This is a genomic window from Paraburkholderia sp. SOS3 (assembly GCF_001922345.1).
GTDB lineage: Bacteria > Pseudomonadota > Gammaproteobacteria > Burkholderiales > Burkholderiaceae > Paraburkholderia.
On the sequence record NZ_CP018811.1, the window covers coordinates 756,684 to 783,386 of the forward strand.

Annotated in this window: 24 protein-coding genes; 16 read left to right on the forward strand and 8 right to left on the reverse strand. The window is 65.3% G+C overall.

Translation table 11 applies throughout. The features are described 5' to 3' along the window. Nucleotides 1–289: 289 nt before the first annotated feature. On the forward strand, nt 290–1,969 hold the full coding sequence (locus BTO02_RS03460) for a M48 family metalloprotease (RefSeq protein WP_075155850.1): 1,680 nt from the start codon (nt 290–292) through the stop codon (nt 1,967–1,969). Nucleotides 1,970–1,972: 3 nt separating this feature from the next. Here BTO02_RS03460 and BTO02_RS03465 read toward each other — a convergent pair whose 3' ends face one another. From BTO02_RS03465 to BTO02_RS03490, 6 genes are all read right to left on the reverse strand, one after another. After that, on the reverse strand, nt 1,973–2,554 hold the full coding sequence (locus BTO02_RS03465; RefSeq protein WP_075155851.1) for a DUF2946 family protein: 582 nt from the start codon (nt 2,552–2,554) through the stop codon (nt 1,973–1,975). 26 nt (nt 2,555–2,580) lie between these two features. After that, nucleotides 2,581–3,624: a hydrolase gene (locus BTO02_RS03470; protein WP_075155852.1), complete on the reverse strand. Its 1,044-nt coding sequence runs from the start codon at nt 3,622–3,624 to the stop codon at nt 2,581–2,583. 40 nt (nt 3,625–3,664) lie between these two features. Continuing rightward, nucleotides 3,665–4,111, reverse strand: a complete 447-nt coding sequence (locus BTO02_RS03475) for a nuclear transport factor 2 family protein (protein WP_075155853.1) — start codon at nt 4,109–4,111, stop codon at nt 3,665–3,667. A gap of 280 nt (nt 4,112–4,391) precedes the next feature. Further along, a complete protein-coding gene (gene waaF / locus BTO02_RS03480) occupies nt 4,392–5,417 on the reverse strand; it encodes a lipopolysaccharide heptosyltransferase II (protein WP_075155854.1) in 1,026 nt (341 codons plus the stop codon). 278 nt (nt 5,418–5,695) lie between these two features. Next, nucleotides 5,696–5,890, reverse strand: a complete 195-nt coding sequence (locus tag BTO02_RS03485; RefSeq protein ID WP_075155855.1) for a zinc-finger domain-containing protein — start codon at nt 5,888–5,890, stop codon at nt 5,696–5,698. A gap of 92 nt (nt 5,891–5,982) precedes the next feature. Next, nucleotides 5,983–6,906, reverse strand: a complete 924-nt coding sequence (locus BTO02_RS03490; protein WP_075155856.1) for a branched-chain amino acid transaminase — start codon at nt 6,904–6,906, stop codon at nt 5,983–5,985. 291 nt (nt 6,907–7,197) lie between these two features. On the opposite strand from BTO02_RS03490, the gene BTO02_RS03495 reads away from it, so the two are divergent. The 9 genes from BTO02_RS03495 (at nt 7,198) to BTO02_RS03535 (ending at nt 17,185) form a co-directional block, all read left to right on the forward strand. Beyond that, nucleotides 7,198–7,944 (forward strand): AzlC family ABC transporter permease, encoded by a 747-nt coding sequence (locus BTO02_RS03495; RefSeq protein ID WP_075155857.1) that lies wholly within the window; start codon nt 7,198–7,200, stop codon nt 7,942–7,944. Beyond that, nucleotides 7,941–8,264 (forward strand): AzlD domain-containing protein, encoded by a 324-nt coding sequence (locus tag BTO02_RS03500; RefSeq protein WP_075155858.1) that lies wholly within the window; start codon nt 7,941–7,943, stop codon nt 8,262–8,264. The genes BTO02_RS03495 and BTO02_RS03500 overlap by 4 nt, the downstream gene beginning before the upstream one ends. A 341-nt stretch (nt 8,265–8,605) precedes the next feature. After that, a complete protein-coding gene (locus tag BTO02_RS03505; protein ID WP_075155859.1) occupies nt 8,606–9,799 on the forward strand; it encodes a phosphoglycerate kinase in 1,194 nt (397 codons plus the stop codon). Between the two features lie 449 nt (nt 9,800–10,248). Further along, nucleotides 10,249–11,688: a pyruvate kinase gene (gene pyk, locus BTO02_RS03510; protein ID WP_075158555.1), complete on the forward strand. Its 1,440-nt coding sequence runs from the start codon at nt 10,249–10,251 to the stop codon at nt 11,686–11,688. Nucleotides 11,689–12,027: 339 nt separating this feature from the next. Then, nucleotides 12,028–13,092, forward strand: coding sequence for a class II fructose-bisphosphate aldolase (gene fba / locus BTO02_RS03515; RefSeq protein WP_075155860.1), 1,065 nt, complete (start codon nt 12,028–12,030; stop codon nt 13,090–13,092). 220 nt (nt 13,093–13,312) lie between these two features. Further along, nucleotides 13,313–14,203: a phosphoribosylaminoimidazolesuccinocarboxamide synthase gene (locus BTO02_RS03520; RefSeq protein WP_075155861.1), complete on the forward strand. Its 891-nt coding sequence runs from the start codon at nt 13,313–13,315 to the stop codon at nt 14,201–14,203. A gap of 47 nt (nt 14,204–14,250) precedes the next feature. Beyond that, nucleotides 14,251–14,775: a 5-(carboxyamino)imidazole ribonucleotide mutase gene (purE, locus tag BTO02_RS03525; RefSeq protein WP_075155862.1), complete on the forward strand. Its 525-nt coding sequence runs from the start codon at nt 14,251–14,253 to the stop codon at nt 14,773–14,775. 29 nt (nt 14,776–14,804) lie between these two features. After that, nucleotides 14,805–16,043: a 5-(carboxyamino)imidazole ribonucleotide synthase gene (locus BTO02_RS03530; protein ID WP_075158556.1), complete on the forward strand. Its 1,239-nt coding sequence runs from the start codon at nt 14,805–14,807 to the stop codon at nt 16,041–16,043. Between the two features lie 14 nt (nt 16,044–16,057). Continuing rightward, the gene (locus tag BTO02_RS03535) at nt 16,058–17,185 is read left to right on the forward strand and encodes an L-threonylcarbamoyladenylate synthase (RefSeq protein ID WP_442953433.1); all 1,128 of its coding nucleotides are present in this window, start codon (nt 16,058–16,060) and stop codon (nt 17,183–17,185) included. A gap of 144 nt (nt 17,186–17,329) precedes the next feature. Here the strand turns inward: BTO02_RS03535 and BTO02_RS03540 are convergent, their stop codons facing one another. Continuing rightward, nucleotides 17,330–18,511 (reverse strand): SGNH/GDSL hydrolase family protein, encoded by a 1,182-nt coding sequence (locus BTO02_RS03540; RefSeq protein ID WP_442953452.1) that lies wholly within the window; start codon nt 18,509–18,511, stop codon nt 17,330–17,332. A 445-nt stretch (nt 18,512–18,956) separates the two neighbouring features. Then, a complete protein-coding gene (dacB, locus tag BTO02_RS03545; protein ID WP_198039181.1) occupies nt 18,957–20,600 on the reverse strand; it encodes a D-alanyl-D-alanine carboxypeptidase/D-alanyl-D-alanine endopeptidase in 1,644 nt (547 codons plus the stop codon). Between the two features lie 280 nt (nt 20,601–20,880). On the opposite strand from dacB, the gene BTO02_RS03550 reads away from it, so the two are divergent. From BTO02_RS03550 to BTO02_RS03575, 6 genes are all read left to right on the forward strand, one after another. Next, nucleotides 20,881–21,543 carry a response regulator gene (locus BTO02_RS03550; protein ID WP_075155865.1) on the forward strand — a complete coding sequence of 221 codons (663 nt, stop codon included), beginning with the start codon at nt 20,881–20,883 and terminating at the stop codon, nt 21,541–21,543. 4 nt (nt 21,544–21,547) lie between these two features. After that, a complete protein-coding gene (locus tag BTO02_RS03555; RefSeq protein WP_075155866.1) occupies nt 21,548–22,849 on the forward strand; it encodes an ATP-binding protein in 1,302 nt (433 codons plus the stop codon). Between the two features lie 113 nt (nt 22,850–22,962). Continuing rightward, a complete protein-coding gene (locus tag BTO02_RS03560; protein WP_075155867.1) occupies nt 22,963–24,477 on the forward strand; it encodes a DegQ family serine endoprotease in 1,515 nt (504 codons plus the stop codon). Between the two features lie 159 nt (nt 24,478–24,636). Next, complete coding sequence (locus BTO02_RS03565; protein WP_075155868.1) at nt 24,637–25,149, forward strand: carboxypeptidase-like regulatory domain-containing protein; 513 nt, start codon at nt 24,637–24,639, stop codon at nt 25,147–25,149. A gap of 331 nt (nt 25,150–25,480) precedes the next feature. Then, nucleotides 25,481–25,933 (forward strand): DUF427 domain-containing protein, encoded by a 453-nt coding sequence (locus BTO02_RS03570; protein ID WP_083614966.1) that lies wholly within the window; start codon nt 25,481–25,483, stop codon nt 25,931–25,933. A gap of 32 nt (nt 25,934–25,965) precedes the next feature. Further along, nucleotides 25,966–26,700: a CoxG family protein gene (locus tag BTO02_RS03575; RefSeq protein WP_075155869.1), complete on the forward strand. Its 735-nt coding sequence runs from the start codon at nt 25,966–25,968 to the stop codon at nt 26,698–26,700. The last annotated feature ends 3 nt before the right edge of the window (nt 26,701–26,703 follow it).

Here is a 26,703-nt window from a genome sequence, read left to right on the forward strand (position 1 = left end):
CCCACTGAATTGCGTCTTCGCGCCGCGCGCTAGAATTTGACCATATGCGGCCTGTCTTCGCACGGTCGCCACGCGGCGGGCGACTGGTTACAATCGTACGAGACCGGCAAGCCGAGCCGTCAGTAGACGAGCAGTCCGGACGCGCGGTCAAAAGTGGTAGTCAAAACGCGCAGTCGAACGCAAACTCGAAACACAAATTCGAAACGCGCTATCAAACGAACACGCCGCGGGCCGCGATCTTCGTCCCGCTCCTTCAACCACGCGAACCGCGCGAACCGCGCACCACGCAATGCGTTCGAAACGGATTCTTGCCGCGTTGTTATCCGTCGCGCTTGCCGCACCGCAGCCCTTGCTTGCGCAAGCCGCGAGCACGAGTTTGCCGCTCGAATCCGGTCCTCTCGAACAGTATGCGTCGCCCGATCTGCCGCCCGACATCGCGCAAGGCATATTCGGCACCTACGGCGGCGCGCAATCGCGTTTCTCGGGCAACGTCGGCGGCAACGCGAGTTTGCGCGCGCCGATCTCGACGCAGCAATTGCCCGACCTTGGCGACGGCTCGGGCGGCTCGCTCACGCCTCAGGCCGAGCGCAAGCTCGGCGAGCGCGTGATGCGCGAAGTGCGCCGCGATCCCGACTATATCGGCGACTGGCTCGTACGCGACTACCTCAATTCGGTGTCCCGGAAACTCGCGGCCGCGGCGAGTGCGCAATACATCGGCGGATATCGTCCGGACTTCGATCTTTTCGCGATGCGCGACCCGCAGATCAATGCGTTCTCGCTGCCGGGCGGTTTCATCGGCGTGAACACCGGGCTTATCGTCGCGACGCAGACCGAATCGGAACTCGCGGGCGTGATCGGCCACGAAATGGGTCACGTACTGCAACGGCATATCGCGCGAATGATCAGCGCCAGCGAAAAGAGCACTTATGCGGCGCTCGTGGGCACGCTGTTCGGCGTGCTGGCCGGCGTGCTCGCGCACAGCGGCGACCTCGGTACCGCGATCGCGCTCGGCGGCCAGGCGTACGCCGTCGACAACCAGCTGCGCTTTTCGCGAGCGGCCGAGCATGAGGCCGACCGCATCGGCTTTCAACTGATGTCGGGTGCCGGCTACGATCCATACGGCATGGTGTCGTTCTTCGAACGGCTCGATCGCGCGTCGATGAGCGATGCGGGCGCGCCTGCCTATGCGCGCACACACCCGCTGACCGGCGAGCGGATCGCCGATATGTCCGACCGCGCGCGCCGCTCGCCGTACCGGCAGCCGCACCAGGCGGCCGAATACGGCTTCGTGCGTGCGCGCTCGCGCGTGTTGCAGGACCGCTCGCGCAGCGAATACGCGGACGAAATCGTGCGGATGCGCTCGGAAATCGAAGATCGCACGGCGTTGAACGTCGCCGCGAACTGGTACGGCATGGCCTACGCGCAGACACTGCTCGAGCGCTACGACGATGCCGACGCGTCGCTCGCGAAAGCGCGTCAGGCGTTCGAGTCGGGCGCCCGCAGCGAAGGCAGCACCGTGCGCAGTTCGCCGAGCCTCGACGTGCTTGCAGCCGACATTGCACGCCGCGCCGGCCGCAACGACGATGCGCTGCGTCTCGCGCAGCTCGCCCAGGACCGCTGGCCTCGATCGCACGCGGCGATCGAGATGCATCTGCGCACGCTGCTGACCGCGCGGCGCTTCAAGGAGGCGCAAGCGCAGGCGCAGCGCGAAACCGATGCCGATCCGCAGCAGCCGGCGTGGTGGCTTTATCTGGCGCAGGCGAGCGCCGGCTCCGGCGATGCACTGACGCAGCATCGGGCGCTCGCGGAGCAATTCGCGCTCGAGGGCGCGTGGCCTTCGGCGATCCGGCAACTGAAGGAAGCGCGCGACCTCAAGACGGCCGGCTATTACGATCTATCGACGATTGACGCGCGCTTGCATGAATTCGAAGCGCGCTACAAGGAAGAGCGCGAAGACGAGAAGAGCTGACCGCTAGGCGGCGCGCGCAGCCGGGCTGGCTACAAACCCGAAGCGCGTCTCGACCTCCGCACGCGCCACCGGCTGCAACGGCAATGCCCGCCCATCGCGCCAAACGAAGCGGCCGGCGAGCCCGTTGGCGGATAGTTCGGCATGCTCGGAAAAGAGATCGAGATCGTGATCGTGCAGCGCGGCCACACGACGCGGCGCCGACGCATCGTCGACAAACAGCACACCGCCTTCATCGTCGATAAAAGCCGCGCCCGGCGAAAATGGCTGCCCCGTATGATCGGTGAGCGTCAGCGCGCCGCTCTCGTTATCGACAGCAAGGCGCACGATCCACGGCGTATACACGAGTTCGACATACACGCGCTGTGGCCCGTTCTGAAAAAACCACTGCCCCGCCTGATCGCTTTCGTAGTTGCGGTTGATAAAGCCGATCAGCGCCGCATGCCGGATCGGCTCGCCGAGCGCGCCGCGCGCCTGTGCGGCTTCGTCGCGCATCCGCCACGTGCCGCGCCGGTCGAGCAGCAGCCAGCCCGTGCAATGCGGTACATTCGGCCACTTGGCCAGCGCCTGTTTGACGATTTCATCCATGGTGCGTGGCGTGGCGTTGTCGTGAACTAGGCGACGAGCGGCGCGAAATAACCGAAGATCCGTCGCGACAACCAGTCGATCTTGCCGGGGAACGGCCCGGTCATAAAGCCGACGTGGCCGCCGTGCGCGGGCTGGTCGAGCTCGACCGCGCCCGATACCTCGCGTGGCGACGGCAGCACCGCGCTCGGCAGGAACGGATCGTTGCGCGCATTGAGTACCAGCGTCGGCACCGTGATTTCGCTGAGCCACGGCCGCGTCGCGGCGCGCGTCCAGTAATCGTCGGCATTGCGGAAGCCGTGCAGCGGCGCCGTGACGAGGTCGTCGAACTCGTACATCGTGCGGCTTTCGAGCACCGCGTTCAGATCGTAGATGCCCGGATATTGCGCGAGTTTGTGCGCGGCTTTCTGCTTGAGCGTCTTCAGGAAGTTGCGCGTGTAGACCATGCCAAAGCCCTGCGACAGCGCGCGTCCGCCCGCATGCACATCGAGCGGCGCGGAAATCGCCGCGGCGGCCGCGACCAGCGAAGCGTCCTCGCGCCGCTCGCCGAGCCAGCGTAGCAGCACGCTGCCGCCCAGCGACACGCCCGCGACCACGATCGGCCCCGGATGCACGTCGGCGAGCCGCCGCAACACCCAATCGACTTCGTCGCTGTCGGCAAGGTGATAAAAGCGCGGCAGCAGGTTGAGCGGCCCGCTGCAACTGCGAAAGTGCGGCACCACCGCGTGCCAGCCGCGCCGGTGCGCGGCATCGGTCAGCGCGAGCGCATAGTGCGACGTCGAACTGCCTTCGAGCCCGTGAAACAGCACGAAAAGCGGTGCGTCGGTAGGCGGCGTGCGGTGGGCATCGTGAACGAGCCAGTCGAGGTCGATAAAGTCGCCGTCCGGCGTATCCCAGCGCTCGCGGCGGTAGTTCACCGCCGGGCGGCGCCCGAACAGCGCCGGCACGATGGTCTGCGCGTGGCTGCTCGGCAGCCACAGCGGCGCGCGGTAGAGCAGGTCGACCGTCGCCTCGACCGCCGCCGCGGCGCGGTCTCGCGTGGTGCAAGCGTGGTTGTCGTGCGTCGTGCTCATTTCTTCCGGTACCGGCTGACGGCAGGCGCGCGGCCGCCGCCTAATGCAGCGGCCCCTGACCGTGCCTCATTTTGGCAGCGAACTGGCTGGCCGTTTCGTTCGGCATCGCACTCGCGTGAATATGCGCAATGCGCCATTCACCACGTTCGTGGACCATCACGTAGGTCGTAAAGACCATTGACGGCATGGCTGCCGGGTTGGCGGGCCGGTGCGCTTCGGCAATCGCATAGACGACGGTGCCGAGACTGTCGTATACGCGAATGTCGAGCGGCTCGATCGAGACGGGCTGCGCCTCGAGCTGCGCGGTCAGCCCCGCGCGGATGCTTTCGAGGCCGTGCAGATGCGAGCCGTCCGCGCAGATGCAGGTGACGAACTCTTCGTCGATCCATAGGCCCATCAGGCTCTCGATGTTGACCTCCGCGACTGCCTCGTAAAAGGCGTTGAGGGTATCCGCAGCGGCTTCGAAGATGTGGGCGAAACGTGGCATGGCTCGTCAGTCTGTTAGGCGCGGCGTGCGCGGTTGCAGGTCATACGGGCATCGACGGGCCGCAGTCGTTACACCGGTGTGGGCCTACGCGGACAATGACAACCGCGAGAATGCCCGCGCCGCAAGACGCGCACATGACGTGCCGTTCGTGCGGCCCAGCAGCCCAGCAGCCCCTGCAGCCTCGCGGACATCGCTGCTGCCGCATGCGCGGTTGCGTGCGCAGTCAGGTGCGCTGTTGTTACGTACGTTGACACGGCCATCCCGCCCGTTTGCGCGTTTTTTACCGTTGCGCGATCAACATACCGCGTAAATCGTCGAATACCTGTTCAGCGCTCAGTTGCCGCAGACAATTCAGATGGCCGAGCGGACATTCGCGTTCGAAGCACGGACTACATTCGAGATGCAGCCATTGTACCTTTGCGAGGTCCGACAGGGGCGGCGTGTGGCGCGGATCAGTCGATCCGAACACGGCGACGAGCGGCCGGCGCAGTGCCGCGGCGACGTGCATGAGGCCGGAATCGTTCGTGACGACCGCATTGGCGCGCGAGATCAGCGCACATGCCTCGCCGAGCGCGGTCTGGCCGCACAGGTTGCGCACGTTCGGCGCGCGGTCGGCAATGGCCTGGGCGATCGGCGCGTCTTTCGGCGAGCCGAGCGCGACGATCTGCGTGTACGGGAACGACTGTCCGACCATCTGCGCGAGCGCCGCGAAGTGTTCGGGCGGCCAGCGTTTCGCGGGGCCGTACTCGGCGCCGGGGCAGAACACGAAGAGCGGCACGCGCGTATCGAGATTGAAGCGCGCGGACACGCGCGACGCCTCGTTCAGGTCCGCGTCGAGACGCGGCACGGGCAGGTCGTCGGGCACCTTCGCGCCGGGCGCATAGGCAAGCGCCGCATAGTGGCCGACCATCGGCGGGCGTTCGTCCTTGCGCGGATTTGCGTGACGCACGTTCAAGAGGCCATAGCGGCTCTCGCCCGTATAGCCGATGCGCAGCGGTATGCTCGCCAGCCACGGCACGAGCGCCGACTTCAGCGAGTTCGGCAGCACGTAGGCGGCGTCGTAGCCGACGTCTCGCAGATCGCTTGCGAGTTGCCAGCGGCGCAGCATCTGCAGCTTGCCGTGCGCGAGGTCGGTCGCATAGACGTCGCGGATCTCCGGCATCCGCTCGAGCACGGGCGCAACCCAGGCCGGCGCGACCGCGTCGATCACGAGGCGCGGGTGGAGTTTCACGAGGCGCGCAAAAAGCGGCTGCGCCATCAATGCGTCACCGATCCAGTTCGGTGCGATAACCAACGCGCGACGCATCAGGATAATTTTCCGATGTCGAAAGGAATCGCCGCGCGAAACGTGTGCGGCGTTCGGGTTATGAATCTGAAAGATGCGTTGAAAGACGCACTGAAAGATGCGTTCAACGATGCGCTGAAACAGGCATCGACGGCGGCATCGAAAGCTGCGTCGACAGCGGTGTCGAAAACAGGCGCCGGAATAGACGCACGCGCTATACGCGTAAGCACGCGCTCAGGCTCGAGGCTCCCACCGTTGCCGCGGTGCGAGGCCTGGCCTGTTCCCCGCCGGCGCTCGCTTCAGTGGCCTTTGACCACTTCGCCGTCGCGCAGCTTGTAGCGCGTGCCGCAATACGGGCAGCGCGCTTCGCCGTGCGTGACATCGATAAACACGCGCGGGTGCATGCTCCAGCGCGGCATTGCCGGATTCGGGCAGTAAGCGGGCAGATCTTTTGCCGACAGTTCGACCAGCGGCATTTCCTTGATTTCGCTCATGGGACTTTCTCGTCTATGCGGGGTGCCGGGCGCCGGTCGGCTTCGTCAAGCGCAGCGCGGCGCCCGCTCGGGTTTGCGCTTGAACAGGCTTATCAGATTTTCGTGAGCCAGTGCGCGTACTTCGCGCTCCTGCCGTTCACGATATCGAAGAACCCCGACTGCAGCTTCTCGGTGACCGGGCCGCGCGTGCCGGCGCCGATCGTGCGGTTGTCGAGTTCGCGGATCGGCGTGACTTCGGCCGCCGTGCCGGTGAAGAACGCTTCGTCGCACGTATAGACTTCGTCGCGCGTAATGCGCTTTTCGATCACTTCGATGCCCGCGTCCCGCGCCAGCGTGATGACCGTATCGCGCGTGATGCCGTCGAGGCACGACGACAGATCGGGCGTGTACAGCTTGCCGTTGTTGACGAGAAAGAAGTTCTCGCCCGAGCCTTCCGACACGTAGCCGTCGACGTCGAGCAGCAGCGCTTCGTCGTAACCGTCGGCCGTGGCTTCCTGGTTCGCGAGGATCGAGTTCACGTACCAGCCCGATGCTTTCGCGCGGACCATCGACACGTTCACGTGGTGACGCGTAAACGACGACGTCTTCACGCGGATGCCCTTCGTCATGCCGTCTTCGCCGAGGTACGCGCCCCACGGCCATGCGGCGATCGCGACGTGGATGGTATTGCCGCGCGCGGACACGCCGAGCTTTTCCGAGCCGACCCAGACGATCGGGCGCAGGTAGCACGATTCGAGCTTGTTCTCGCGCACCACTTCACGTTGCGCGGCCGAGATCGTTTCCTGATCGAACGGCACGTCCATCTGGAAGATCTTCGCCGAATTGAAGAGCCGCTTCGTGTGCTCTTTCAGGCGGAAGATCGAGGTGCCGCCGTCGGCCGTCTTATAGGCGCGTACGCCTTCGAATACGCCCATGCCGTAGTGCAGCGTGTGGGTAAGCACATGGATTTTGGCGTCGCGCCAGTCGATGAGCTTGCCATCCATCCAGATCTTGCCGTCGCGGTCGGCCATTGACATACGATTCTCCAGGGCGGTGCTGTAGCGTGTGATTCGAAATGATGCAGTTGCGGGAGCCTGGCCTGCGGGCCGGTTGCGAAATGGGCTGATCGCAATTCCTGCGAGGCGGTGAAGACCGCTATTTTAGCGTCTTTTGTACGTGGACCGGGATTTCCGAGCAGAGCGGACGCTATAATTCCGCGCACGCATAACATGAATTCTTTTACGTCATCGGGTTGCAACGCGCGTTGCAAGGTCCCGGTAGCGCTTTTTTGCCGATGCGCCGCAAGACGCGCCGGCGCCTTCCTCCTGATGCTCGCTCGCCTGTCCGAACCCGATCGCCGCGCCTTTCACGAAGGTTTGCGCACCTATTCCCCGACCTTGATGGCGATCTTCTCGTGGGGGCTCGTCACCGGCATCGCGATGAGCAAATCGATCATGACGGTGCCGCAGGCGCTCGGCATGTCGCTGCTGGTCTATGCGGGCTCGTCGCAGCTGGCGGTGCTGCCGTTGCTTGCCGCGAAGCTGCCGATCTGGACCGTGCTGCTCACCGCGGCAATGGTCAACACGCGTTTCGTCATTTTCAGTGCGGGACTCGCGCCGCATTTCGCGTATCTGCCGTTGTGGCGGCGGCTGCTCGTCGGCTACTTCAACGGCGACATCATTTACCTGCTGTTCCAGAAGAAGGCGTTCGCAACCGGCTATGTGCCGGGCAAGGAGCCGTTCTTCTGGGGTATGGCCGTTGCGAGCTGGGTGTCGTGGCAGGTGTCGTCGATCATCGGCATCCTGCTCGCGAGCCTGTTTCCTGACAACTGGGGCTTGAGCCTCGCCGGCACGCTCGCGCTGATCCCGATCATGGTGTCGGCGATCGCGAACCGCTCGACGCTCGCGGCCGTCGCGGTCGCGGGCGTCGTGTCGCTGATCGCGTTTAACCTGCCGTACCGCCTCGCGTTGCCGATCGCCGTCATCGCGGCGATCGCCGCAGGCAGCGCGACCGATCTGATGGTCGAGCGCGCGGACTTGCGCCGTGTGCGCAACCGCGCCGGAGACGCGCCATGACCGCCACGCAGATCTGGCTCGCGATACTCGGCATGATGTTCGTCACGGCGTTGACGCGCGCGCTGTTCCTGATCGGCGGCGAGCGCACCGTGCTGCCCGAGCGCGTGCAGCGGATGCTGCGCTACGCGCCGGCCGCGGCGTTGATCGCCGTCGTGCTGCCCGACGTGCTCGTGACGGACGAAGGCGTGTCGTTCGCGCTGACGAATCACGATTTCTACGCGACGCTCGCGGGGTTGCTCTGGTATTTGCTGCGTCGCAGCATGGTCGAGACGATTATTGTCGGCATGCTCGTTTTCACGGCATTGCGGCTGTGGTTGTAGGCGTTCGGCGCGCATGCAGGCCGAATCGGCCCGGCAGGCGAAAGGTCGGCGAAACATAATTGTGCGGAGTTCGCATGCAGGGCAGGGGCCGCGTTTCCCGAATATTGTCAATCAGCGAGGGGGCGGATCGAAACGGGGAGGGTATCGGTTAAAATGGCAGCCTTCGGTGGACCCGCCAGCACCCGCAGGCAGCCCGCAACCCGGCCGCTGCTTGCGCCACAGCAGGGCCGCAGCACGCACCGCGACCGTCTTCCATCAACGATCCCGGCGTTCTTGCCGCTGCTTCTGATTGGCTGCAGCGTCCGCCAACCGCCTTCCAATCAACTCGCAAACACATGTCCATGAGCCACGTATTGCGTCTCTCCGATCTGATCGCCGAAGGCAAGCTGTCCGGCAAACGCGTGTTCATTCGCGCCGACCTCAACGTCCCGCAAGACGACGCGGGCAACATCACCGAAGACACCCGTATCCGCGCATCGGTGCCCGGCATCAAGGCTGCACTCGATGCCGGCGCGGCCGTCATGGTCACGTCGCACCTGGGCCGTCCGACCGAGGGCGAGCTGAAGCCCGAAGACTCGCTTGCGCCGGTCGCGAAGCGGCTCGCCGAACTGCTCGGCCGCGACGTGCCGCTCGTGCAGCACTGGGTCGAAAACGGCGTGAACGTCGCGCCGGGCCAGGTCGTGCTGCTCGAGAATTGCCGCACCAACAAGGGCGAAAAGAAAGACTCGGACGAACTCGCGCAAAAAATGGCAAAGCTCTGCGACATCTATGTGAACGACGCATTCGGCACCGCGCACCGCGCCGAAGCAACGACGCATGGCATCGCGAAGTATGCGGCCGTCGCCTGCGCGGGGCCGCTGCTCGCCGCCGAGCTCGAGGCGCTCGGCAAGGCGCTGGGCGCGCCGAAGCGGCCGCTCGTGGCGATCGTCGCGGGTTCGAAAGTGTCGACCAAGCTCACTATCCTGAAGTCGCTGGCCGAGAAGGTCGACCAGCTGATCGTCGGCGGCGGCATTGCGAACACGTTCATGCTGGCCGCGGGCCTGAAGATCGGCAAGTCGCTTGCCGAAGCCGATCTCGTCGAGGAAGCGAAGGCGATCATCGAGCAGGCCAAAGCGCGCGGCGCCTCGGTGCCGATCCCGACCGATGTCGTCACGGCGAAGGAATTTGCGCCGACCGCGAAGGCCGAGATCAAGCAGGTCGCCGATGTGCAGGATGACGACATGATTCTCGACATCGGCCCGGAAACCGCGAAGGTGCTGGCCGCGCAACTCGGCAAGGCCGGCACGATCGTCTGGAACGGACCGGTCGGCGTATTCGAGTTCGACCCGTTCGGCAACGGCACGAAGACGCTCGCCGATGCGATCGCGAAGTCGCCCGCGTATTCGATTGCCGGCGGCGGCGATACGCTCGCGGCAATCGCGAAATACGGCATTCACGACAAGGTCAGCTATATCTCGACGGGCGGCGGCGCCTTCCTCGAATTCCTCGAGGGCAAGAAGCTGCCGGCCGTCGAAGTTCTCGAATCGCGGGCCTGACCGTGGCACAGCGCTCTCCTTCCAGTACCACTCGAAAAACGCGTTCCTCGTCGCGTGCGGGATCAACGGCAGGGGAGCGCGCAACACCAGCGAAAGACGGTGCGCGGCCGCAGCGAGCGGCCGGCGAACCGATGATCGAAGCACAAACGGCGGCCGACGTGGCCGTTGCCGATGCACCCGAAGTGGCGGTGCACACCGCCCCCGCTTCGACCACGCCTGCGCACCAGCCGCAGGCGCACAATAGCCAGAATACGCAGAACACGAATAGCGTGGCCCACCGCGCGGCAATACCCCAGAACCCGACGCCGATGCCGGCCGCCGCGCTTGTCGTACGCGGCGGGACCAGCAGCACAAACGGCGCACTCGCCCCGGCAGTCACCGTCGGCGCGCAGCCTCCGCATCCGACTCAGAGCGCACTTCCCAGCGGTTCAACCCACACGAGGAGACTCATGCATCGCGCCACCAAGATAGTCGCTACCATCGGCCCGGCTTCCAGCACGCTGGAAACCCTGAAACAAATGATCGAGGCAGGCCTCGATGTGGTGCGGCTCAACTTTTCACACGGCACCGCCGACGACCATCGTCAGCGCGCCGAATTCGTACGCGAAGCGGCCCGGCAAGTCGGCCGCGAAGTCGGCCTGATGGCCGATCTGCAAGGCCCGAAGATTCGCGTCGGCAAGTTCGAGAACAGCAAGGTCACGCTCGTCGCCGGTAATACGTTCATTCTCGATGCGGGGTACGAGGAGCTCGGCAATGACGAGCGCGTCGGTCTCGATTACAAGGACCTGCCGCGCGACCTGAAGCCGGGCGATGTGCTGCTGCTCAACGACGGCCTGATCGTGCTGAGCGTTTCGCGCGTGATCGGCAACGAGATCCACACGGTCGTGAAGATCGGCGGCGATCTGTCGAACAACAAGGGCATCAACCGCCAGGGCGGCGGCCTGACCGCGCCCGCGCTGACCGCGAAAGACATGGAAGACATCCGCACGGCGATGTCGCTCGGCGCGGATTACGTCGCGGTATCGTTCCCGAAGAACGCGACCGACATGGAGATGGCGCGCCAGCTCGCGAATATCGCGGGCGCGCCGTACAACATCAAGCCGAAGATGATCGCGAAGATCGAGCGCGCCGAAGCGATTCCTGCGCTGCAAGGCATTCTCGACGCGTCGGACGGCATCATGGTCGCGCGCGGCGACCTCGCAGTCGAAGTGGGCAACGCAGCGGTGCCGGCGCTGCAAAAGCGCATGATCAAGATGGCGCGCGATTCGAACAAGTTCGTGATCACCGCGACGCAGATGATGGAGTCGATGATCCACGCGCCGGTGCCGACGCGCGCCGAAGTGTCCGACGTCGCGAACGCGGTGCTCGACGGCACCGACGCGGTGATGCTGTCGGCCGAATCGGCGGCCGGCAAGTATCCGGTGCAGACGATCGAAACGATGGCGGCGATCTGCGTCGAAGCGGAGAAGTCCGAGCACGTCGAACTCGATCGCGATTTTCTCGACCGCACGTTCACGCGCATCGATCAGTCGATCGCGATGGGCGCGCTGTTCACCGCGTATCACCTCGGCGCGAAGGCCATCGTCGCGTTGACGGAGTCCGGTTCGACCGCGCTGTGGATGTCGCGCCACTGGACGCATGTGCCGATCTTCGCGCTGACGCCGCGCATCGGCAGCGAGCGCGCGATGCAGATTTACCGCAACGTGAACCCGCTGCATCTCGACAGCTCGACCGATCGCGACATCGCGTTGCAGCAGGCACTCGAAGTGGTGGTCAGCAAGGGCTATGCGGCGCGCGGCGATATGGTCGTGCTGACGGTCGGCGAGCCGATGGGTCAGGCAGGCGGCACGAACACGCTGAAGATCGTGCGCGTCGGCGAGCCGTACTGAAACTGGACTGGCAGGACGCAGCAAACCCGCACGGGAGACCGTGCGGGTGCAAGCGCGGCGCGGGATGGAGCGCGCCGCGGTAAAGACACTTAAAAGAATCACGCCCGCAACCGGCTGACCGATCGCCTTGCAACGCGACGTCAGCGCAGCAACGGCATCGCGCGGCGGGCCGCCTATCCCGGGAGAGGCGGCGCACCCCACAGCAGGCGCGCGTCGAACGCACGACGCGCGGCGCTCGTGCGGTGCGCACGGGAACGCGGCCTGCTTCACGTAAAATTGCGCTTTTGACGCAGAGATGCCGCGGGCCAAGGTTTTCGTTTGAAATCCAAGGAGTAGCAAATGCCTCTCGTATCAATGCGTCAATTGCTGGACCACGCGGCTGAAAACGGCTACGGATTGCCGGCTTTCAACGTGAACAATCTCGAGCAGGTGCAGGCGATCATGGCGGCGGCCGATCAGGTCGGATCGCCGGTGATCATGCAGGCGTCGGCCGGTGCGCGCAAATATGCGGGCGAGCCGTTTCTGCGTCATCTGATCGAAGCCGCGGTCGAGTCGTATCCGCACATCCCGGTCGTGATGCACCAGGATCACGGGCAATCGCCGGCGGTGTGCATGGCGGCGATCCGCAGCGGTTTCACGAGCGTGATGATGGACGGCTCGCTCGAAGCGGATGGCAAGTCGGTTGCATCGTACGAGTACAACGTCGACGTGTCGCGCAAGGTCGTCGAAGCGGCGCATTCGATCGGCGTGACGGTCGAAGCGGAACTGGGCGTGCTCGGTTCGCTGGAAACGATGAAGGGCGACAAGGAAGACGGTCACGGCGCCGAGGGCACGATGACGCGCGAGCAACTGCTGACCGATGTCGAGCAGGCCGCCGATTTCGTGAAGCTCACGCAGTGCGACGCGCTCGCAATTGCGATCGGCACGTCGCACGGCGCGTACAAGTTCTCGAAGAAGCCGACCGGCGATATCCTGTCGATCCAGCGCATCAGGGAAATTCACGAGCGCATTCCGAATACGCACCTCGTGATGCACGGTTCTTCGTCGGTGCCGCAGGAACTGCTCGCTGAAATTCGCGAGTTCGGCGGCGACATGAAGGAAACGTACGGCGTGCCGGTCGAAGAGATTCAGCAAGGCATCAGGCATGGCGTGCGCAAGATCAATATCGACACCGATCTGCGCCTCGCGATCACCGGCGCGATCCGCCGTTACTTCGTGCAGAATCCGTCGAAGTTCGATCCGCGCGACTATCTGAAACCGGCCCGCGAGGCGGCGAAAAAGGTGTGTGTCGATCGTTTCGTCGCGTTCGGTTGCGAAGGGCAGGCCGGCAAGATCAAGCCCGTCGCGCTGGACAAGATGGCGGAGCGATACAAGGCGGGCGAACTCGCGCAGGTGGTTCGCTAAGGCCAAAGCAGTCGAAGAGGCGCATGCGCGCGGGCGGCGACGCGGTTTGCAACGCGGTTGCTACGTTCCCGCCCGCGCGCCGTGTAGTTTCGAAGGCATCGCCGTTCCCGCTTGCCCCGGGGAACGGCGTTTTCCCTTTGCTGTTCGCCTTCACGTTGCACCCTTTTGTCAGGGCAGTGTTTTTGCCTCATTTTCAGCACTTTTTTTACGAGCCACGACGATGTCTACCCTTTACGAATCCACGCTCCGCTCGCTGCCGCTGCTGGGCCGCGGCAAGGTCCGCGACAACTATGCGGTGGGCAACGACAAGCTGCTGATCGTCACGACCGACCGTCTGTCGGCGTTCGACGTGATCATGGGCGAGCCGATTCCGGACAAGGGCCGCGTGCTGAACCAGATGGCCGACTTCTGGTTCGAGAAGCTCAAGGACATCGTGCCGAATCACCTGACGGGCGTCGCGCCCGAAACGGTCGTCGCGCCGGACGAAGTGGCGCAGGTGAAAGGGCGCGCGGTCGTCGTGAAGAAGCTCGAGCCGATTCTCGTCGAAGCGGTCGTGCGCGGCTATCTGGCCGGCAGCGGCTGGAAAGACTATCAGGCGACGGGCGCGATCTGCGGCGTCGAACTGCCGCCTGGCCTGCAGAACGCGCAGAAACTGCCCGAGCCGATTTTCACGCCGGCAGCGAAGGCCGAGATGGGCCATCACGACGAAAACATCACCTATAACGAAATGGAGCGCCGCATCGGTACCGAGCTGTCGGCGACGATCCGCGACATCTCGATTCGCCTGTACAAGGAGGCCGCCGATTTCGCCGCGACGCGCGGCATCATCATCGCGGATACGAAGTTCGAATTCGGCCTCGACAACCACGGCAAGCTGTATCTGATGGACGAAGTGCTGACGGCCGATTCGTCGCGCTTCTGGCCGGCGGACGAATACAAGGTCGGCACGAACCCGCCTTCTTTCGACAAGCAGTTCGTGCGCGACTGGCTCGAAACGCAACCATGGAAGAAGGAACCGCCGGCGCCGAAGCTGCCCGACGACGTGGTCGCGAAGACGGCCGGCAAATACCGCGAGGCGCTCGAACGGTTGACCGGGCAGACGCTCGCCTGAAGCACGCGTGAAAACGCATCAAGGACGCATGAAGGAATCCGTAGAACATGAGTGAAGTTCAAACCGCCGCAGTACATGCTCACGACGCGCCGCTCGTCGGCGTGCTGATGGGCTCCAGCTCCGACTGGGACGTGATGAAGCATGCGGTCGCGATGCTGCAGGAGTTCGGCGTGCCGTACGAGGCGAAGGTCGTCTCCGCGCACCGGATGCCCGACGAGATGTTCGCGTATGCGCAAGGCGCGCGCGAGCGCGGTCTGCGCGCGATCATCGCCGGCGCGGGCGGCGCGGCGCACCTGCCGGGCATGCTTGCCGCGAAAACCACGGTGCCGGTGCTCGGCGTGCCCGTTGCGAGCAAGTATCTGAAGGGCGTCGATTCGTTGCACTCGATCGTGCAGATGCCGAAGGGCGTGCCGGTCGCGACGTTTGCGATCGGCGAAGCGGGCGCGGCGAACGCGGCGCTGTTCGCGGTGTCGATGCTCTCGGGCACGCTGCCCGAATACGCGGACAAGCTCGCCGCATTCCGCGTGCGTCAGAATCAGGCGGCGCATGCGATGGTGCTGCCCTCGCTGTGAACCCATCGGATCCCGAAGCGACTTTGAATATGAGTTCTGACAACACCCCGGTTTCACCGATTCTGCCCGGCGCATGGCTGGGCATGGTCGGTGGCGGCCAGCTCGGCCGCATGTTCTGCTTCGCCGCGCAGGCGATGGGCTATCGCGTGGCCGTGCTCGATCCGGACGAAACGAGCCCGGCCGGTTCGGTCGCGGACAAGCATCTGCGCGCAGCCTACGACGACGAAGCGGCGCTCACCGAACTCGCCCGGCTGTGCGCGGCGGTCTCGACGGAATTCGAGAACGTGCCGGCGGCAAGCCTCGATTTTCTGGCGCGCACGACATTCGTGAGTCCCGCGGGACGCTGCGTCGCGGTCGCGCAGGACCGGATCGCGGAGAAGCGTTTTATCGCCGCGTCGGGTGTGCCGGTGGCGCCGCATGTGGTGATCGAATCGTCCGATGCACTCGCCGCGCTCGGCGACGCCGCGCTCGAAGCGGTACTGCCCGGCATTCTGAAAACCGCGCGCCTCGGCTACGACGGCAAGGGCCAGGTGCGCGTGAACAATGCCGACGACGTGCGGCAAGCGCATGCGTCGCTCGGCGGCGTCGCCTGTGTGCTCGAAAAGCGGCTGCCGCTCAAGTTCGAAGTGTCGGCGCTGATCGCGCGCGGCGCGAACGGCGCGTCGGCCGTCTACGCGCTCGCGCAGAACACGCATCGCGACGGCGTACTGTCGCATACGATCGTCCCCGCGCCTGATGCGAGTCCGACACTCGTCATGCAGGCGCAGCAGGCGGCGCTGCAGATCGCCGCGAAGCTCGGCTATGTCGGCGTGCTGTGCGTCGAGTTCTTCGTGCTCGAAGACGGCTCGCTCGTCGCGAACGAAATGGCGCCGCGGCCGCACAATTCAGGCCACTACACGGTCGACGCGTGTGCCACGAGCCAGTTCGAGCAGCAGGTGCGCGCGATGACGGCGATGCCGCTTGGCGACACGCGCCAGCATTCGCCGGCGGTCATGCTCAATATTCTCGGCGACGTGTGGTTCCCCGGCAGCGCGAACGATGCGAAGGGCGCAGGCGCGGCGAAGGGCGGCGCGCACTGCGGCGCCGCGGTGACGCCGCCGTGGCACGAAGTGGCCGCGATGCCGGCCGCGCGCCTGCATCTGTACGGCAAGGAAGAGGCGCGGCCGGGCCGTAAGATGGGCCATGTGAATTTCACTGCGGCGACGCTCGACGAAGCGCGCACGGCCGCTCGCGATTGCGCGCGGCTGCTGCATATTCCGACGAGCTGAAGCCGGTTCCGATCATGCCGGATCAATCGAAACAGCCTGATGGCAAAGTGGGCACATCGGCGTCTCGCGATGGCGTCGCTGGCGTGAGCGGGCGCGACCGAGACGCTACGCGTGCGCCTGCGCCTTCGCCAATCGACGCCGCGCAAATCGAGCACGCGGCAGCCTTGCTCGATGCCGGCGAACTCGTGGCGTTTCCGACCGAGACCGTTTATGGTCTTGGCGGCGATGCGCAGAGTCCCGAGGCTGTCGCGCGCATTTACGCGGCGAAGGGGCGTCCGGCCAATCACCCGGTGATCGTGCATCTCGCGCCGCATGGCGACCCGCGTTACTGGGTCGACCATCTGCCGGCCGACGCGCAGCGGCTGATCGATGCGTTCTGGCCCGGCCCGCTCACGCTGATCCTGAAACGCGCGGCGCATATCTCTGCCGCCGTCAGCGGCGGGCAGGATTCGGTCGGCTTGCGCTGTCCGTCGCATCCGGTCGCGCAGGCGCTGCTCGACGCGTTCAGCGCGCGTCGCGGCGGACATGGCGGCGTCGCGGCGCCGTCGGCAAACCGTTTTGGTCACGTCAGCCCGACGACGGCGCAGCATGTGCGCGACGAGTTCGGCGCGGCGCTTCATGTGCTCGATGGCGGGCCGTCGAATGTCGGCATTGAATCGACGATCGTCGATCTGTCGCGCGGCTTTCCAGCGCTGCTTCGTCCCGGACATGTGACGCCGCAAGACATCGCCAAGGTGCTCGGCGAGATGCCGCGGCTGCCCGATGGCTCCGATGCGACGGCGCCGCGAGCATCGGGTACGTTGAAGGCGCACTATGCGCCGCGCACGCCGCTCGCGCTGTTGCCGTTCGATGCGCTCGAGCCGCTGCTCGCGGCCGCGCGCGATGCAGGCGAGCGTGTCGCACTGGTCGCGCGCGCTTCGCGCGCGGGGCGTTGGGCCGATGCCGATGGCGTTCACTTCGTCGCCGCGCCCGAAGACCCGCATGCCTATGCGCGCGATCTGTACGGACTGCTGCGCGCGCTCGATCGTGCAAACGTCGCGCGAATTCTGATCGAGAAGCTGCCGGATACGCTCGCGTGGATCGCGGTCAACGATCGGCTCGGCCGTGCCGCGGCTGCATTCGAGGCATCGGGCGCCGACTAGGCCCGAAAAAAATGCCCAACCAGGCAAACGGATTGGGCATTCTTGTCTGGCGCGACACGCGCGAAAAATAGCCGCGTAATCGTGTACTCGTGTACTCGTGTACTCGTGTAATCGCGCGCCGACCGCCGCACTACGCCTCGCGCCTCACTTCCCAAGCCCCGTCGCCGCGATGGCCTGCTCGACGTTCGCTGCGAACAGCGCGTGCAAATGCGTAGTCGGGTGAATCGTATCGGCGAACATGTAGCTCTGGTCCGCGCCCGCCACCGTGTAGAGCTGCGGCGAGCAGAACAGCGACGACGCAAACGCACTCGGATCCGATTCGCCGAACTGCTGCGCCGCGGCCTGCATCTCCGCGAGCTTGCACGCGGTGCCCGTATTGGACACGGTAAATCCGTTCGCCTGATAGTTCGCCACCGCGTTGTCGATCCACTGATCGGTCTGCACGTAGATCACCTTGCTCATCAGGCCGGTGGCGGCGAGCGTGCCCGCGAGCGACTGGTTGAACGCGCCGACGAGCGTCTTGAACAACTGCTGACCCGACGGTCCGGAACTGACACCGAGCGGTGCAACGGCAATATCGGGGACATTCGCGACCACGACATGCGTCGCGCCGGCCGCGAGGACGGGCGCGACCACTTGCTGCACCATTTGCTGCGCGGTGGCGACGAGCGTATTGGCCTGTGCGCTGACCGCCTGAAGCGTCGCCGTATTCACATCCACGCCTTGCGCGACGGCCGCCTGAATCGTCGCTTGCGCGGTTTCTGCCGCGACCAGCACGTCGTTCGCGCCGCCTTCGACGAGCACCAGTTGACCGGCATTGAAGCCGCCGTGCGCGGACAGGTAGTTCTGCACCTGTGTCACGAGCGGCACGGTTGTCGCTTGCGCATACGGAGGCAGGTTCGCGGGCGCATGTCCGATGCCGTTCGGGCCGCTCACGAGCGAGCCGCCTTGCGCATAGTCGAGCCCCGTCGATGCGACGAGCGGTTGACCGAAGCCGCCGAGATAAGCGGGCGTCAAGGCGCCGCCGTAGTATTCGGCGACTTTCTGCGTCCAGACTTCGCCCGGGTTCGTCGTGAATCGGCCGCCGCCGAAGTTTGCCGTGATGACTGGCGAATAGGTGCCGGCGTCGGAAAGGCTCGTGCCGAACGACACGACCTGCAAATTGACGCCGCCCGCCGGCGCGCTGCTCGTGTTGCTATTGTTGTCTCCGCCGCCGCATGCGGCGAGCACCGCGAATGCGGCGCTCGCAATACCGATCTGCGCGGCGCGCCGCAGGCGGGACGGCAGTGATGCTTGCTTCATGTTGTCTCCGGTCTTCTCGTTTATGTAGCGGGCATCGGAGCCCTATGCCGCAAGATGGACGCGCCGCGCGCGATGCGAGCCGCGTCTTGACGCCTGTTCGGTGCTGGGCGGTCGTCCGGTTGAACGGCATGTCGAACTGATACTTGAGTGCAATGCAATGCGGATCGCAGCACCCTGCACGGCTACGCCGGTTGCTGCAAGGCGATGACCGACGCAAAGACAGGCGCGAGCGATTCCATATTGAGTGGCATTGATGTCTCCCTCCGGGGCGCGCGCAACTGCATGCCGTTACGTCGTCGCATGCTGCCGCTGACGCGATCGTTGTAGTTTGATTTTCATAAGCGCATCGACCGCAATACGCTGCGATGAGTCGCAACAGGCCACGTTGGCCGCGTAGATCACGGCGAGCGCTGCCCGACAGCGTACACGCTTCGCTCTGCGCGCGCGCACGCGTTGCTAGAAGGATTCCTCAATGCGCGCCGCGCTTCGGGTTTTTCCTTAGCTTGCTGCGCCGCGGCTCAGTTGCCGGTTCGGCAGCAGGTTCGGCGAGCGATGCGGTCAAGGCCGCTTGCGGCCCCTGATAGACCCATTCGAGCAGGCTGTCATGCGCGGCGCGCGCGGCTTCGGCATGCGGATCGTTGATGAGGCTCACGACGACATAGCTGAAGCCATCGGCCGACGCGACGTAACCGGCAATCGCGCGTACATCGCGCAGCGTGCCGGTCTTGATATGCGCATTGCCGTTGACGGGCTCGCGCGTCAAGCGATGGCGCATCGTGCCGTCGACGCCCGCGATCGGCAGCGAATCGACGAACACCTGCGCGACCGGGCTCGCGTTCGCCGCCTGCAGCACGTCGGCGAGCGACAGCGCCGTGACCTGCTCGTTGCGCGACAGGCCCGAACCGTTTTCGAGCGTCAGATACTCGGTCGGCAGTCCGCTGCCCTGCATGAACGAATCGATCGCGCGGATCGACTTCGCCGGCGTCGCGGGCGGTTTGTTTTCGACGGCGCCGATCGTCAGGAACAGATTGCGCGCCATCGTGTTGTTGCTGAATTTATTGATGTCGTGAACGATGTCGGACAGGACCGGGCTCAGATGCGTGGCAACGAGCCGCGCGCCGACCGGCACGGCGCCTTCGCGCGTCGTGCCGCTGAAGGTGCCGCCGGTCTGCTTCCACAGCGCGAGGAAGCCGCCTGCGAAAAATGCCGAATGATCGAGCGTCGCGACGTTGATGGTCCGGTCGCCGCAGCGCATCGGGTAGTTGCCGTCGAACGATGCCGTGACGAGGCCGCCCGCTTCGGGCGTGACGACCGGATTGAGCGCGCTCAGCTCGCCGCGGCACGGACCGCCGGTCGCGCGCAGACGGTTGTCGATCTGCAGTTGCGCGAGCGCCGGCAGTACGTCGATTGCGACGCGGCCATCCGGCGACGGCGTCAGCGTGAACGACAGCGACTTGAATGCATACAGCAGCGGGTCCGGGCCGACGTTGTACGGCGCTTCGGTGTCGTCGTCGAAAGCGGGCAGGTCGCGCGTCGACGGATCGAAGAAACGCTTGTCGAGCACGAGCGCGCCGTCGATGCCGGTGATGCCCGCGCGGTGGATTTTCTGCACGAGGTCGATCAGTTCCTCGGGCACGAGCTTCGGATCGCCGGTGCCCTGGATGTACAGATTGCCGTGCAGCACGCCGTTCGGATCGACGTTGCCGTCCGCGTACGCGGTCGTGCGCCAGCGGTAATCCGCGCCGAGCATCGACAGGCCCGCGTAGGTCGTGACGAGCTTCATCGTCGAGGCCGGCATCATCGGCTTGCCGGCATTCAGTGCAAGCATCGGCGTGCGATCGCCGACCTTCTCGACGACCACGCTGACCGCCGACAGCGGCACATGCGCGCGCTGCAGGCCTGCCATCACGGCGGGCGGCAGCTCCGTCGTCACGTTGACCGACGGGTGCTGCGTTTTTTTCCGCGCCTGCGCGGGCGCCGCGCAGACGAGCGCGGCACACGCGAACAGCACGGCGGCGCTGCGTGAAAAATATCGTGCGTACGAAGAAATGCGGACAGGGCGGCGGGAGCGACGGGAGCCGCGAATAAGCGCAGAAAATGATGCGGGCGTCATGTACGGTCGATCTTCGGGAAAGCTTTCGTATTCGGGTCTTGCTGCGGCGCGCGACGCCCACGCCGTGGATTGTGTGCGGCCAGCACCGGCAGCGCAAGCGCGGCGTGCGCGCATGAAGCGCAAATGCAACTACGTGCCGGCGCGTTGCCGGCAACTCGCCGGCGCGCAAAAGCGCTCATTGTAGAGAGTTGCCGCGCCGCTGCGCAAAAAAGCCGTTCGTCGCGAGCTTTCGTAAGCGGGCGCTAGAATGCAGGCTTCTCCTCCGCGGATTACGAAAGCCATGCGCATACTGCTTGTCGAAGACGACCGGATGATCGCCGAAGGCGTACGCAAGGCGCTGCGCGGCGAAGGCTTCGCAGTCGACTGGGTGCAGGACGGCGAAGCGGCGCTCAGCGCCGTCTCGGGCGAACCGTACGATCTGATGCTGCTCGACCTCGGGCTGCCCAAGCGCGACGGCCTCGATGTGTTGCGCACGGTGCGCACGCGCGGGCTGTCGGTGCCGGTGCTGATCGTCACCGCGCGCGACGCGGTGGCCGATCGCGTGAAAGGCCTCGATGCGGGCGCCGACGACTATCTCGTGAAGCCGTTCGACCTCGACGAACTCGGCGCGCGCATGCGCGCGTTGATCCGCCGCCAGTCGGGCCGCAGCGATTCGACGATCCGCCACGGCGCGCTCACGCTCGATCCGGCTTCGCACCAGGTGACGCTCGATGGCGCGCCGGTCGCGCTGTCCGCGCGCGAATTCGCGTTGCTCGCCGCGTTGCTCGCGCGGCCCGGCGCAGTGCTGTCGAAAAGCCAGCTCGAAGAAAAAATGTACGGCTGGGGCGAGGAAATCGGCAGCAACACCGTCGAGGTGTATATCCATGCGCTGCGCAAGAAGCTCGGCGCGGACCTGATTCGCAACGTACGCGGCCTCGGCTACATGATCGCGAAGGAAGCCTGACACGATGCGTTCGATTCGTCGTCAACTGCTGTTCTGGCTGCTTGCAATCGTGCTGCTCGGCGTCGGTATCGCGGGCTGGCTCATTTACCGTCAGGCGCTCGCCGAAGCGAACGAACTGTTCGACTATCAGCTGCAGGAAATCGCGGCGGCGCTGCCGGCCGAACCGTTCTCGCAAATTCTGAGCTCGCGCGATACCGGCGATGAAGGCATCGTGCTGCAGATCTGGAATCGCAATGGCGTACTGATGTATTACTCGCATCCGCGTGCGCCGCTCGCACCGCGCGCCGAACTCGGCTTTTCCACCGAGCGCACCGAGCGCGGCGACTGGCGCGTCTATGGCGCGATCGTCGGCGACAACGTCGTGCAGCTCGCGCAGCCGCTGTCGGTGCGCAACCGGCTTGCGGCAAACGTCGCGCTGCGCACGCTGTGGCCGCTGATCGTGCTGCTGCCGCTGCTCGGCGTCGCGGTATGGGCCGTGGTCGGCCGCGGCCTTGCGCCGCTGCGCCGGGTGACCGGCGCGCTCGATACGCGCCATCCGGAAGCGCTCGATCCGTTGCCCGATTCGCGTTTGCCGCTCGAAGTGCGGCCGCTCGTGCGCGCGTTGAACGGCCTGCTCGAACGGCTCGCCGCCGCGCTCGATACGCAGAAGGCGTTTGTCGCCGATGCCGCGCACGAATTGCGCACGCCGCTCGCGGCCGTGCAGATTCAGGCGCAGCTCGTCGCGCGCGCGCATGACGACGCCGCGCGCAGCGAAGCGCTCGCCGATCTGCAAGCGGGCGTCACGCGCGCGACGCGTCTTGCCGAGCAGTTGCTTGCACTCGCGCGCGCGGAGCCCGATGGCCGCGAAGCGGCGAACTCCGTCGATCTCGATGCGCTGCTGCACGACTGCGTCATGGCTTACGCACCGCTTGCCGGCAAGCGCGGCGTCGATCTCGGCATCGAGCGCAATGAAGCCGCGCACGTGCGCGGCGATCTCGAAGCGCTGCGCGTGCTCTTCAACAACCTTATCGACAACGCGACGAAATACACGCCGAGCGGCGGGCGCGTCGATGTCTGCGTGTTGATGCAGGACGGGCATCCGGTCGTCAGGATCGCCGATAGCGGACCGGGGATTCCGCTCGAGGAACGCACGCGCGTATTCGACCGTTTCTATCGCGTCGGTGAAGGCGCGAGTCGCGTGCGCACCGATGTCGCGGGCAGCGGACTTGGGCTCGCGATCGTGCGGCGCATCGCGCTTCAGCATCATGCCGTCGTCACGCTCGGCGACTCGAAGGCAGGCGGGCTGCTCGTCACGGTCACGTTCTGAAACGCCCTGTTTTATGGCGAATTTCCGAAACAGTCTGTTTAAGATTGTTTTAAGCGACGCCGCTTACTCTGCGACACATCGAGAAATCATTCTCCCTGTCTGGAGTAAGAACGATGAACGTCAAAACGTTGTCACGCAGTGCGGTTGCCGCGGCTGTCGCCGTCGCGCTGTCCGCCGGCTATGTGGCCGGCCGCCACAATATGCAGGCGCCCGAGGTCATTCAGCCAGCCCAGGCGGCCGCGATGATGCCGGCCGAAGCGGCCGCCAAGACCGGCATTCCCGATTTCTCCGGCCTCGTCGAAACGTATGGGCCGGCGGTGGTCAACATCAGCGCGAAGCATGTGGTGAAGCGCACGGCATTGCGCAGCGGCGGCGGTGGCAATAACCAGCTGCCGATCGATCCGAGCGATCCTTTCTATCAGTTCTACAAGCACTTCTTCGGCAATGTGCCGGGCATGCAAGGCCCCGGCGGCGACGACGGCGGCGACTCGCCCGATACGCCGAGCGCAAGCCTCGGCTCGGGCTTCATCATCAGCAGCGACGGCTACATCCTGACCAATGCGCACGTCGTCGACGGCGCGAACGTGGTGACGGTGAAGTTGACCGACAAGCGCGAATATCACGCGAAGGTCGTCGGCGCGGACAAGCAGTCGGACGTCGCCGTGCTGAAGATCGATGCGAAGGATCTGCCGACCGTGAAGATCGGCGACCCGCGTCAAAGCAAGGTCGGCCAGTGGGTCGTCGCGATCGGCTCGCCGTACGGGTTCGAGAACACGGTGACATCGGGCATCATCAGCGCGAAATCGCGTTCGCTGCCCAACGAGAACTACACGCCGTTCATCCAGACCGACGTGCCGGTGAATCCCGGTAATTCGGGCGGTCCGCTGTTCAACCTGCAAGGCGAAGTGATCGGCATCAACTCGATGATCTACTCGCAGACGGGCGGCTTCCAGGGCCTTTCGTTCGCTATCCCGATCAACGAAGCGATGAAGGTCAAGGACGATCTCGTGAAGACCGGCCATGTGAGTCGCGGCCGCCTCGGCGTCGCGGTGCAGGGCCTGAACCAGACGCTGGCCGATTCGTTCGGTCTGAAGCAGCCGCAGGGCGCGCTCATCAGCTCGGTCGACAAGGATGGCCCGGCGGCGAAGGCGGGCCTGCAGCCCGGCGACGTGATCACCGCGGTCAATGGCACGGCGATTTCCGACTCGTCGGATCTGCCGACGCAGATCGCGAACCTGAAGCCCGGTACGACGGCCGACGTGACGGTGTGGCGCGACAAGGCGTCGAAGGACATCAAGGTGACGATCGGCTCGTTCTCGGACACGAAGGTCGCTTCGAACGACGAGTCGTCGTCGCAGGTGCAAGGGCGTCTCGGTGTCGCGGTGCGTCCGCTTACGCCGCAGGAGAAGAGCGGCGCGTCGGTCTCGCACGGCTTGCTCGTCCAGCAGGCGGGCGGCGCGGCGGCCAGCGCCGGCATCCAGCCCGGCGACGTGATTCTCGCGGTGAACGGCCGTCCGGTGTCGAACGTCGACCAGTTGAAGCAGGCGGTGTCGCAGGCCGGTAACAGCCTTGCGCTGCTGATCCAGCGCGACAACGCGCAGATCTTCGTGCCGGTCGACCTCGGCTGATCGGGCGAGGGCGGCCGGCGGGGCGCCGCTGCAGGGCACGTAGTCGCATCCGCGTGCCCGGTGTCCCGCCGGCCCGTAAAGGGACAGCAAGCGGGTATGCCGCTTGCTGCTCGGGTTGGATTTCCACCGTTCGGGGAAGCCCGAAAAAGGAGCTGACCAATGAAAATTTCTCCGTCCCAATTCAACCGTCGTATCGCCGTAGTCGCATCTGTGGTGGCGGCGACGGCGTTGTCCGCGGGCTTTGCATCAAGTGCGTTTGCGCAGAGCGCAAGCAGTGTCACCGGCGGCACCACGACAGACAGCACGAGTGCCGGCAATGCCAATGGCGGCGGCCTGCCGCAGATCCAGCAGCAAGGCGACGTGTCGTACACGTCCGGGGGCGTCGGCCTCGACGAGTCGCACGCGCTTCGTGCGGCCGAACATAGCTGGCCGCTATCGCTGCGCTTTACCGGCCCCGGTTCCGACTATCTGGCCGACGTGCATGTGAAGATCTCCGACGCGCATAGCGGCGACATGCTCGATGCGACCTCGCGCGGCCCCTATATGCTCGTCAAATTGCGCCCGGGGCGCTACACGGTCCAAGCGTCGTATAAAGGCGACGCGCAGACAAAAACCGTTACCGTGCCGGCGAAGGGCACCGCCAAGGCGGCTTTCTACTGGCGATCGCAGTAAGCTGTGATCCGCGACGCCCGCGCGACCGGCAGGCGCGGATCAACGGGAGCAAACCCCGGGAGCAGCCTCGGGAGCAAACCCGACACGGCGCCGATGCAAGCCCCGATGTAAGCCAACTGAAGCGAATTGTTGCGAGTGTGCGGGAGCGCGCGCAACCAGCGACGGTTTGATCGATAATTGAGCCACGGACCCTCGGTCCGTGGCTTTTTGTTTTGAAAGCGTACGTTGCGAGAAAGTCGGCTGGTCTGCTGCAACTGCACCGGCCGCTGCCTCAGGCGCGCGGCATGCAACATGCGACACGCGGCATCAGATTCATTCCGGAGCGGGTGACATGAGCGGTGTTCCGACCAACGGCGGCCAAGGCCGCGACGCCTCGCAGCAACGCGGCGCCGCGCGTCATGGCTCGACCGGCGAGCCGGCGCCGCAAGGCGCGCAGTGCGGGCATCTGGTCGGCATCTCGCGCAATCCGCACCGGGTCCGGGTCATCCATCAAGGCATCACCTTTGCCGACACCCAGGCTGCATTGACGGTCGCCGAAGCCGGCGCGCCCGATACCTTCTACTTCCCGCGCGCCGACGTCAACATGGCGCGCCTCGAACGCTCGAACCACACGTCCCGATGTCCGCACAAAGGCGACGCATCGTATTTTCATCTGCGCACTGAGGACGGAATCGTGGAAAACGCCGCATGGAGTTATGAGGCCCCGATCGACGGAGCCGAAGCAATCAAAGGCTATCTGGCGTTTTACGCGTCGCGTGTCGACCGCATCGATCAGACATCCTGATCCCGCGGTCGAGAGCTTATCGGGAGGCGGCCATGGAACTAACGAATGCGCTAAGAGTTCCGCTTGCACAGTCTGAAGTCTGGGATGCGATGCAGGATCTCGCGTTGCTGCGCGCGAGTCTCGACAACTGCGAGTCGTTCACGCGTCTCGCGGGCGGCGAATACGCGCTGACGCTGACCGTGCCGCTCGGGCCACTGCGTGCGCATTACGAAGTGCGCGCACACATTGCGAGCGACAACGGCACCGCGCCCGACCGGCCGCATCGCACGCTGAACTTCAAGGCGCGCGCGGGCGGAGTCGGCTCGCTGCGTGGCCAGATCGACGTCGCGCTGCGCGCAGACGACGAGGCGTCCGACAAGACGCCGAGCACGCGTATCGACTACTCGGTCTGGGCGACTTCGACGGGGCCGCTTGCCGAATTGCCGGCGCGGCAGATCGAGAATGCGCTGCACGAACTGGCCGACGATTTTTTCACCGAGTTCTGCGCAGTCGTGCAGGCAAAGCACGGGCAAGGCCCGAACCAGTCGCGCGACACGCTGCCGCGGCGCCAGCATGTGTTCCTTCGGCCGATCAGTCTGGCCGGCGTGGCGCGCCGCACGCGGCATGACCATGGCGGCGCGCTGACCGGCCGCGCGATGCATTCGACGTTTGCGGCGCGCGCGCATCACGATCACACGCCGCACGTGGTCCCGCATTGGGCGTGGGCCGCGATGATTTTCTTCGTCGCGTTGCTGCTGTACGTGGCGCGCTGGTTCAGCGGCAGTTAGGCG

Excerpts from the sequence above, each read along its gene's own strand:
- BTO02_RS03560 (WP_075155867.1), top strand. The coding sequence starts at position 22,963 with ATGAACGTCAAAACGTTGTCACGCAGTGCGGTTGCCGCGGCTGTCGCC.
- BTO02_RS03475 (WP_075155853.1), bottom strand. The coding sequence starts at position 4,111 with ATGCCACGTTTCGCCCACATCTTCGAAGCCGCTGCGGATACCCTCAAC.
- BTO02_RS03485 (WP_075155855.1), bottom strand. The coding sequence starts at position 5,890 with ATGAGCGAAATCAAGGAAATGCCGCTGGTCGAACTGTCGGCAAAAGAT.
- waaF (WP_075155854.1), bottom strand. The coding sequence starts at position 5,417 with ATGCGTCGCGCGTTGGTTATCGCACCGAACTGGATCGGTGACGCATTG.
- BTO02_RS03470 (WP_075155852.1), bottom strand. The coding sequence starts at position 3,624 with ATGAGCACGACGCACGACAACCACGCTTGCACCACGCGAGACCGCGCC.
- BTO02_RS03530 (WP_075158556.1), top strand. The coding sequence starts at position 14,805 with ATGAGTTCTGACAACACCCCGGTTTCACCGATTCTGCCCGGCGCATGG.
- BTO02_RS03460 (WP_075155850.1), top strand. The coding sequence starts at position 290 with ATGCGTTCGAAACGGATTCTTGCCGCGTTGTTATCCGTCGCGCTTGCC.
- BTO02_RS03535 (WP_442953433.1), top strand. The coding sequence starts at position 16,058 with ATGCCGGATCAATCGAAACAGCCTGATGGCAAAGTGGGCACATCGGCG.
- BTO02_RS03570 (WP_083614966.1), top strand. The coding sequence starts at position 25,481 with ATGAGCGGTGTTCCGACCAACGGCGGCCAAGGCCGCGACGCCTCGCAG.
- BTO02_RS03465 (WP_075155851.1), bottom strand. The coding sequence starts at position 2,554 with ATGGATGAAATCGTCAAACAGGCGCTGGCCAAGTGGCCGAATGTACCG.
- BTO02_RS03555 (WP_075155866.1), top strand. The coding sequence starts at position 21,548 with ATGCGTTCGATTCGTCGTCAACTGCTGTTCTGGCTGCTTGCAATCGTG.
- BTO02_RS03500 (WP_075155858.1), top strand. The coding sequence starts at position 7,941 with ATGACCGCCACGCAGATCTGGCTCGCGATACTCGGCATGATGTTCGTC.
- BTO02_RS03495 (WP_075155857.1), top strand. The coding sequence starts at position 7,198 with ATGCTCGCTCGCCTGTCCGAACCCGATCGCCGCGCCTTTCACGAAGGT.
- BTO02_RS03565 (WP_075155868.1), top strand. The coding sequence starts at position 24,637 with ATGAAAATTTCTCCGTCCCAATTCAACCGTCGTATCGCCGTAGTCGCA.
- dacB (WP_198039181.1), bottom strand. The coding sequence starts at position 20,600 with ATGACGCCCGCATCATTTTCTGCGCTTATTCGCGGCTCCCGTCGCTCC.
- pyk (WP_075158555.1), top strand. The coding sequence starts at position 10,249 with ATGCATCGCGCCACCAAGATAGTCGCTACCATCGGCCCGGCTTCCAGC.
- BTO02_RS03550 (WP_075155865.1), top strand. The coding sequence starts at position 20,881 with ATGCGCATACTGCTTGTCGAAGACGACCGGATGATCGCCGAAGGCGTA.
- BTO02_RS03575 (WP_075155869.1), top strand. The coding sequence starts at position 25,966 with ATGGAACTAACGAATGCGCTAAGAGTTCCGCTTGCACAGTCTGAAGTC.
- BTO02_RS03505 (WP_075155859.1), top strand. The coding sequence starts at position 8,606 with ATGAGCCACGTATTGCGTCTCTCCGATCTGATCGCCGAAGGCAAGCTG.
- purE (WP_075155862.1), top strand. The coding sequence starts at position 14,251 with ATGAGTGAAGTTCAAACCGCCGCAGTACATGCTCACGACGCGCCGCTC.
- BTO02_RS03520 (WP_075155861.1), top strand. The coding sequence starts at position 13,313 with ATGTCTACCCTTTACGAATCCACGCTCCGCTCGCTGCCGCTGCTGGGC.
- fba (WP_075155860.1), top strand. The coding sequence starts at position 12,028 with ATGCCTCTCGTATCAATGCGTCAATTGCTGGACCACGCGGCTGAAAAC.
- BTO02_RS03490 (WP_075155856.1), bottom strand. The coding sequence starts at position 6,906 with ATGTCAATGGCCGACCGCGACGGCAAGATCTGGATGGATGGCAAGCTC.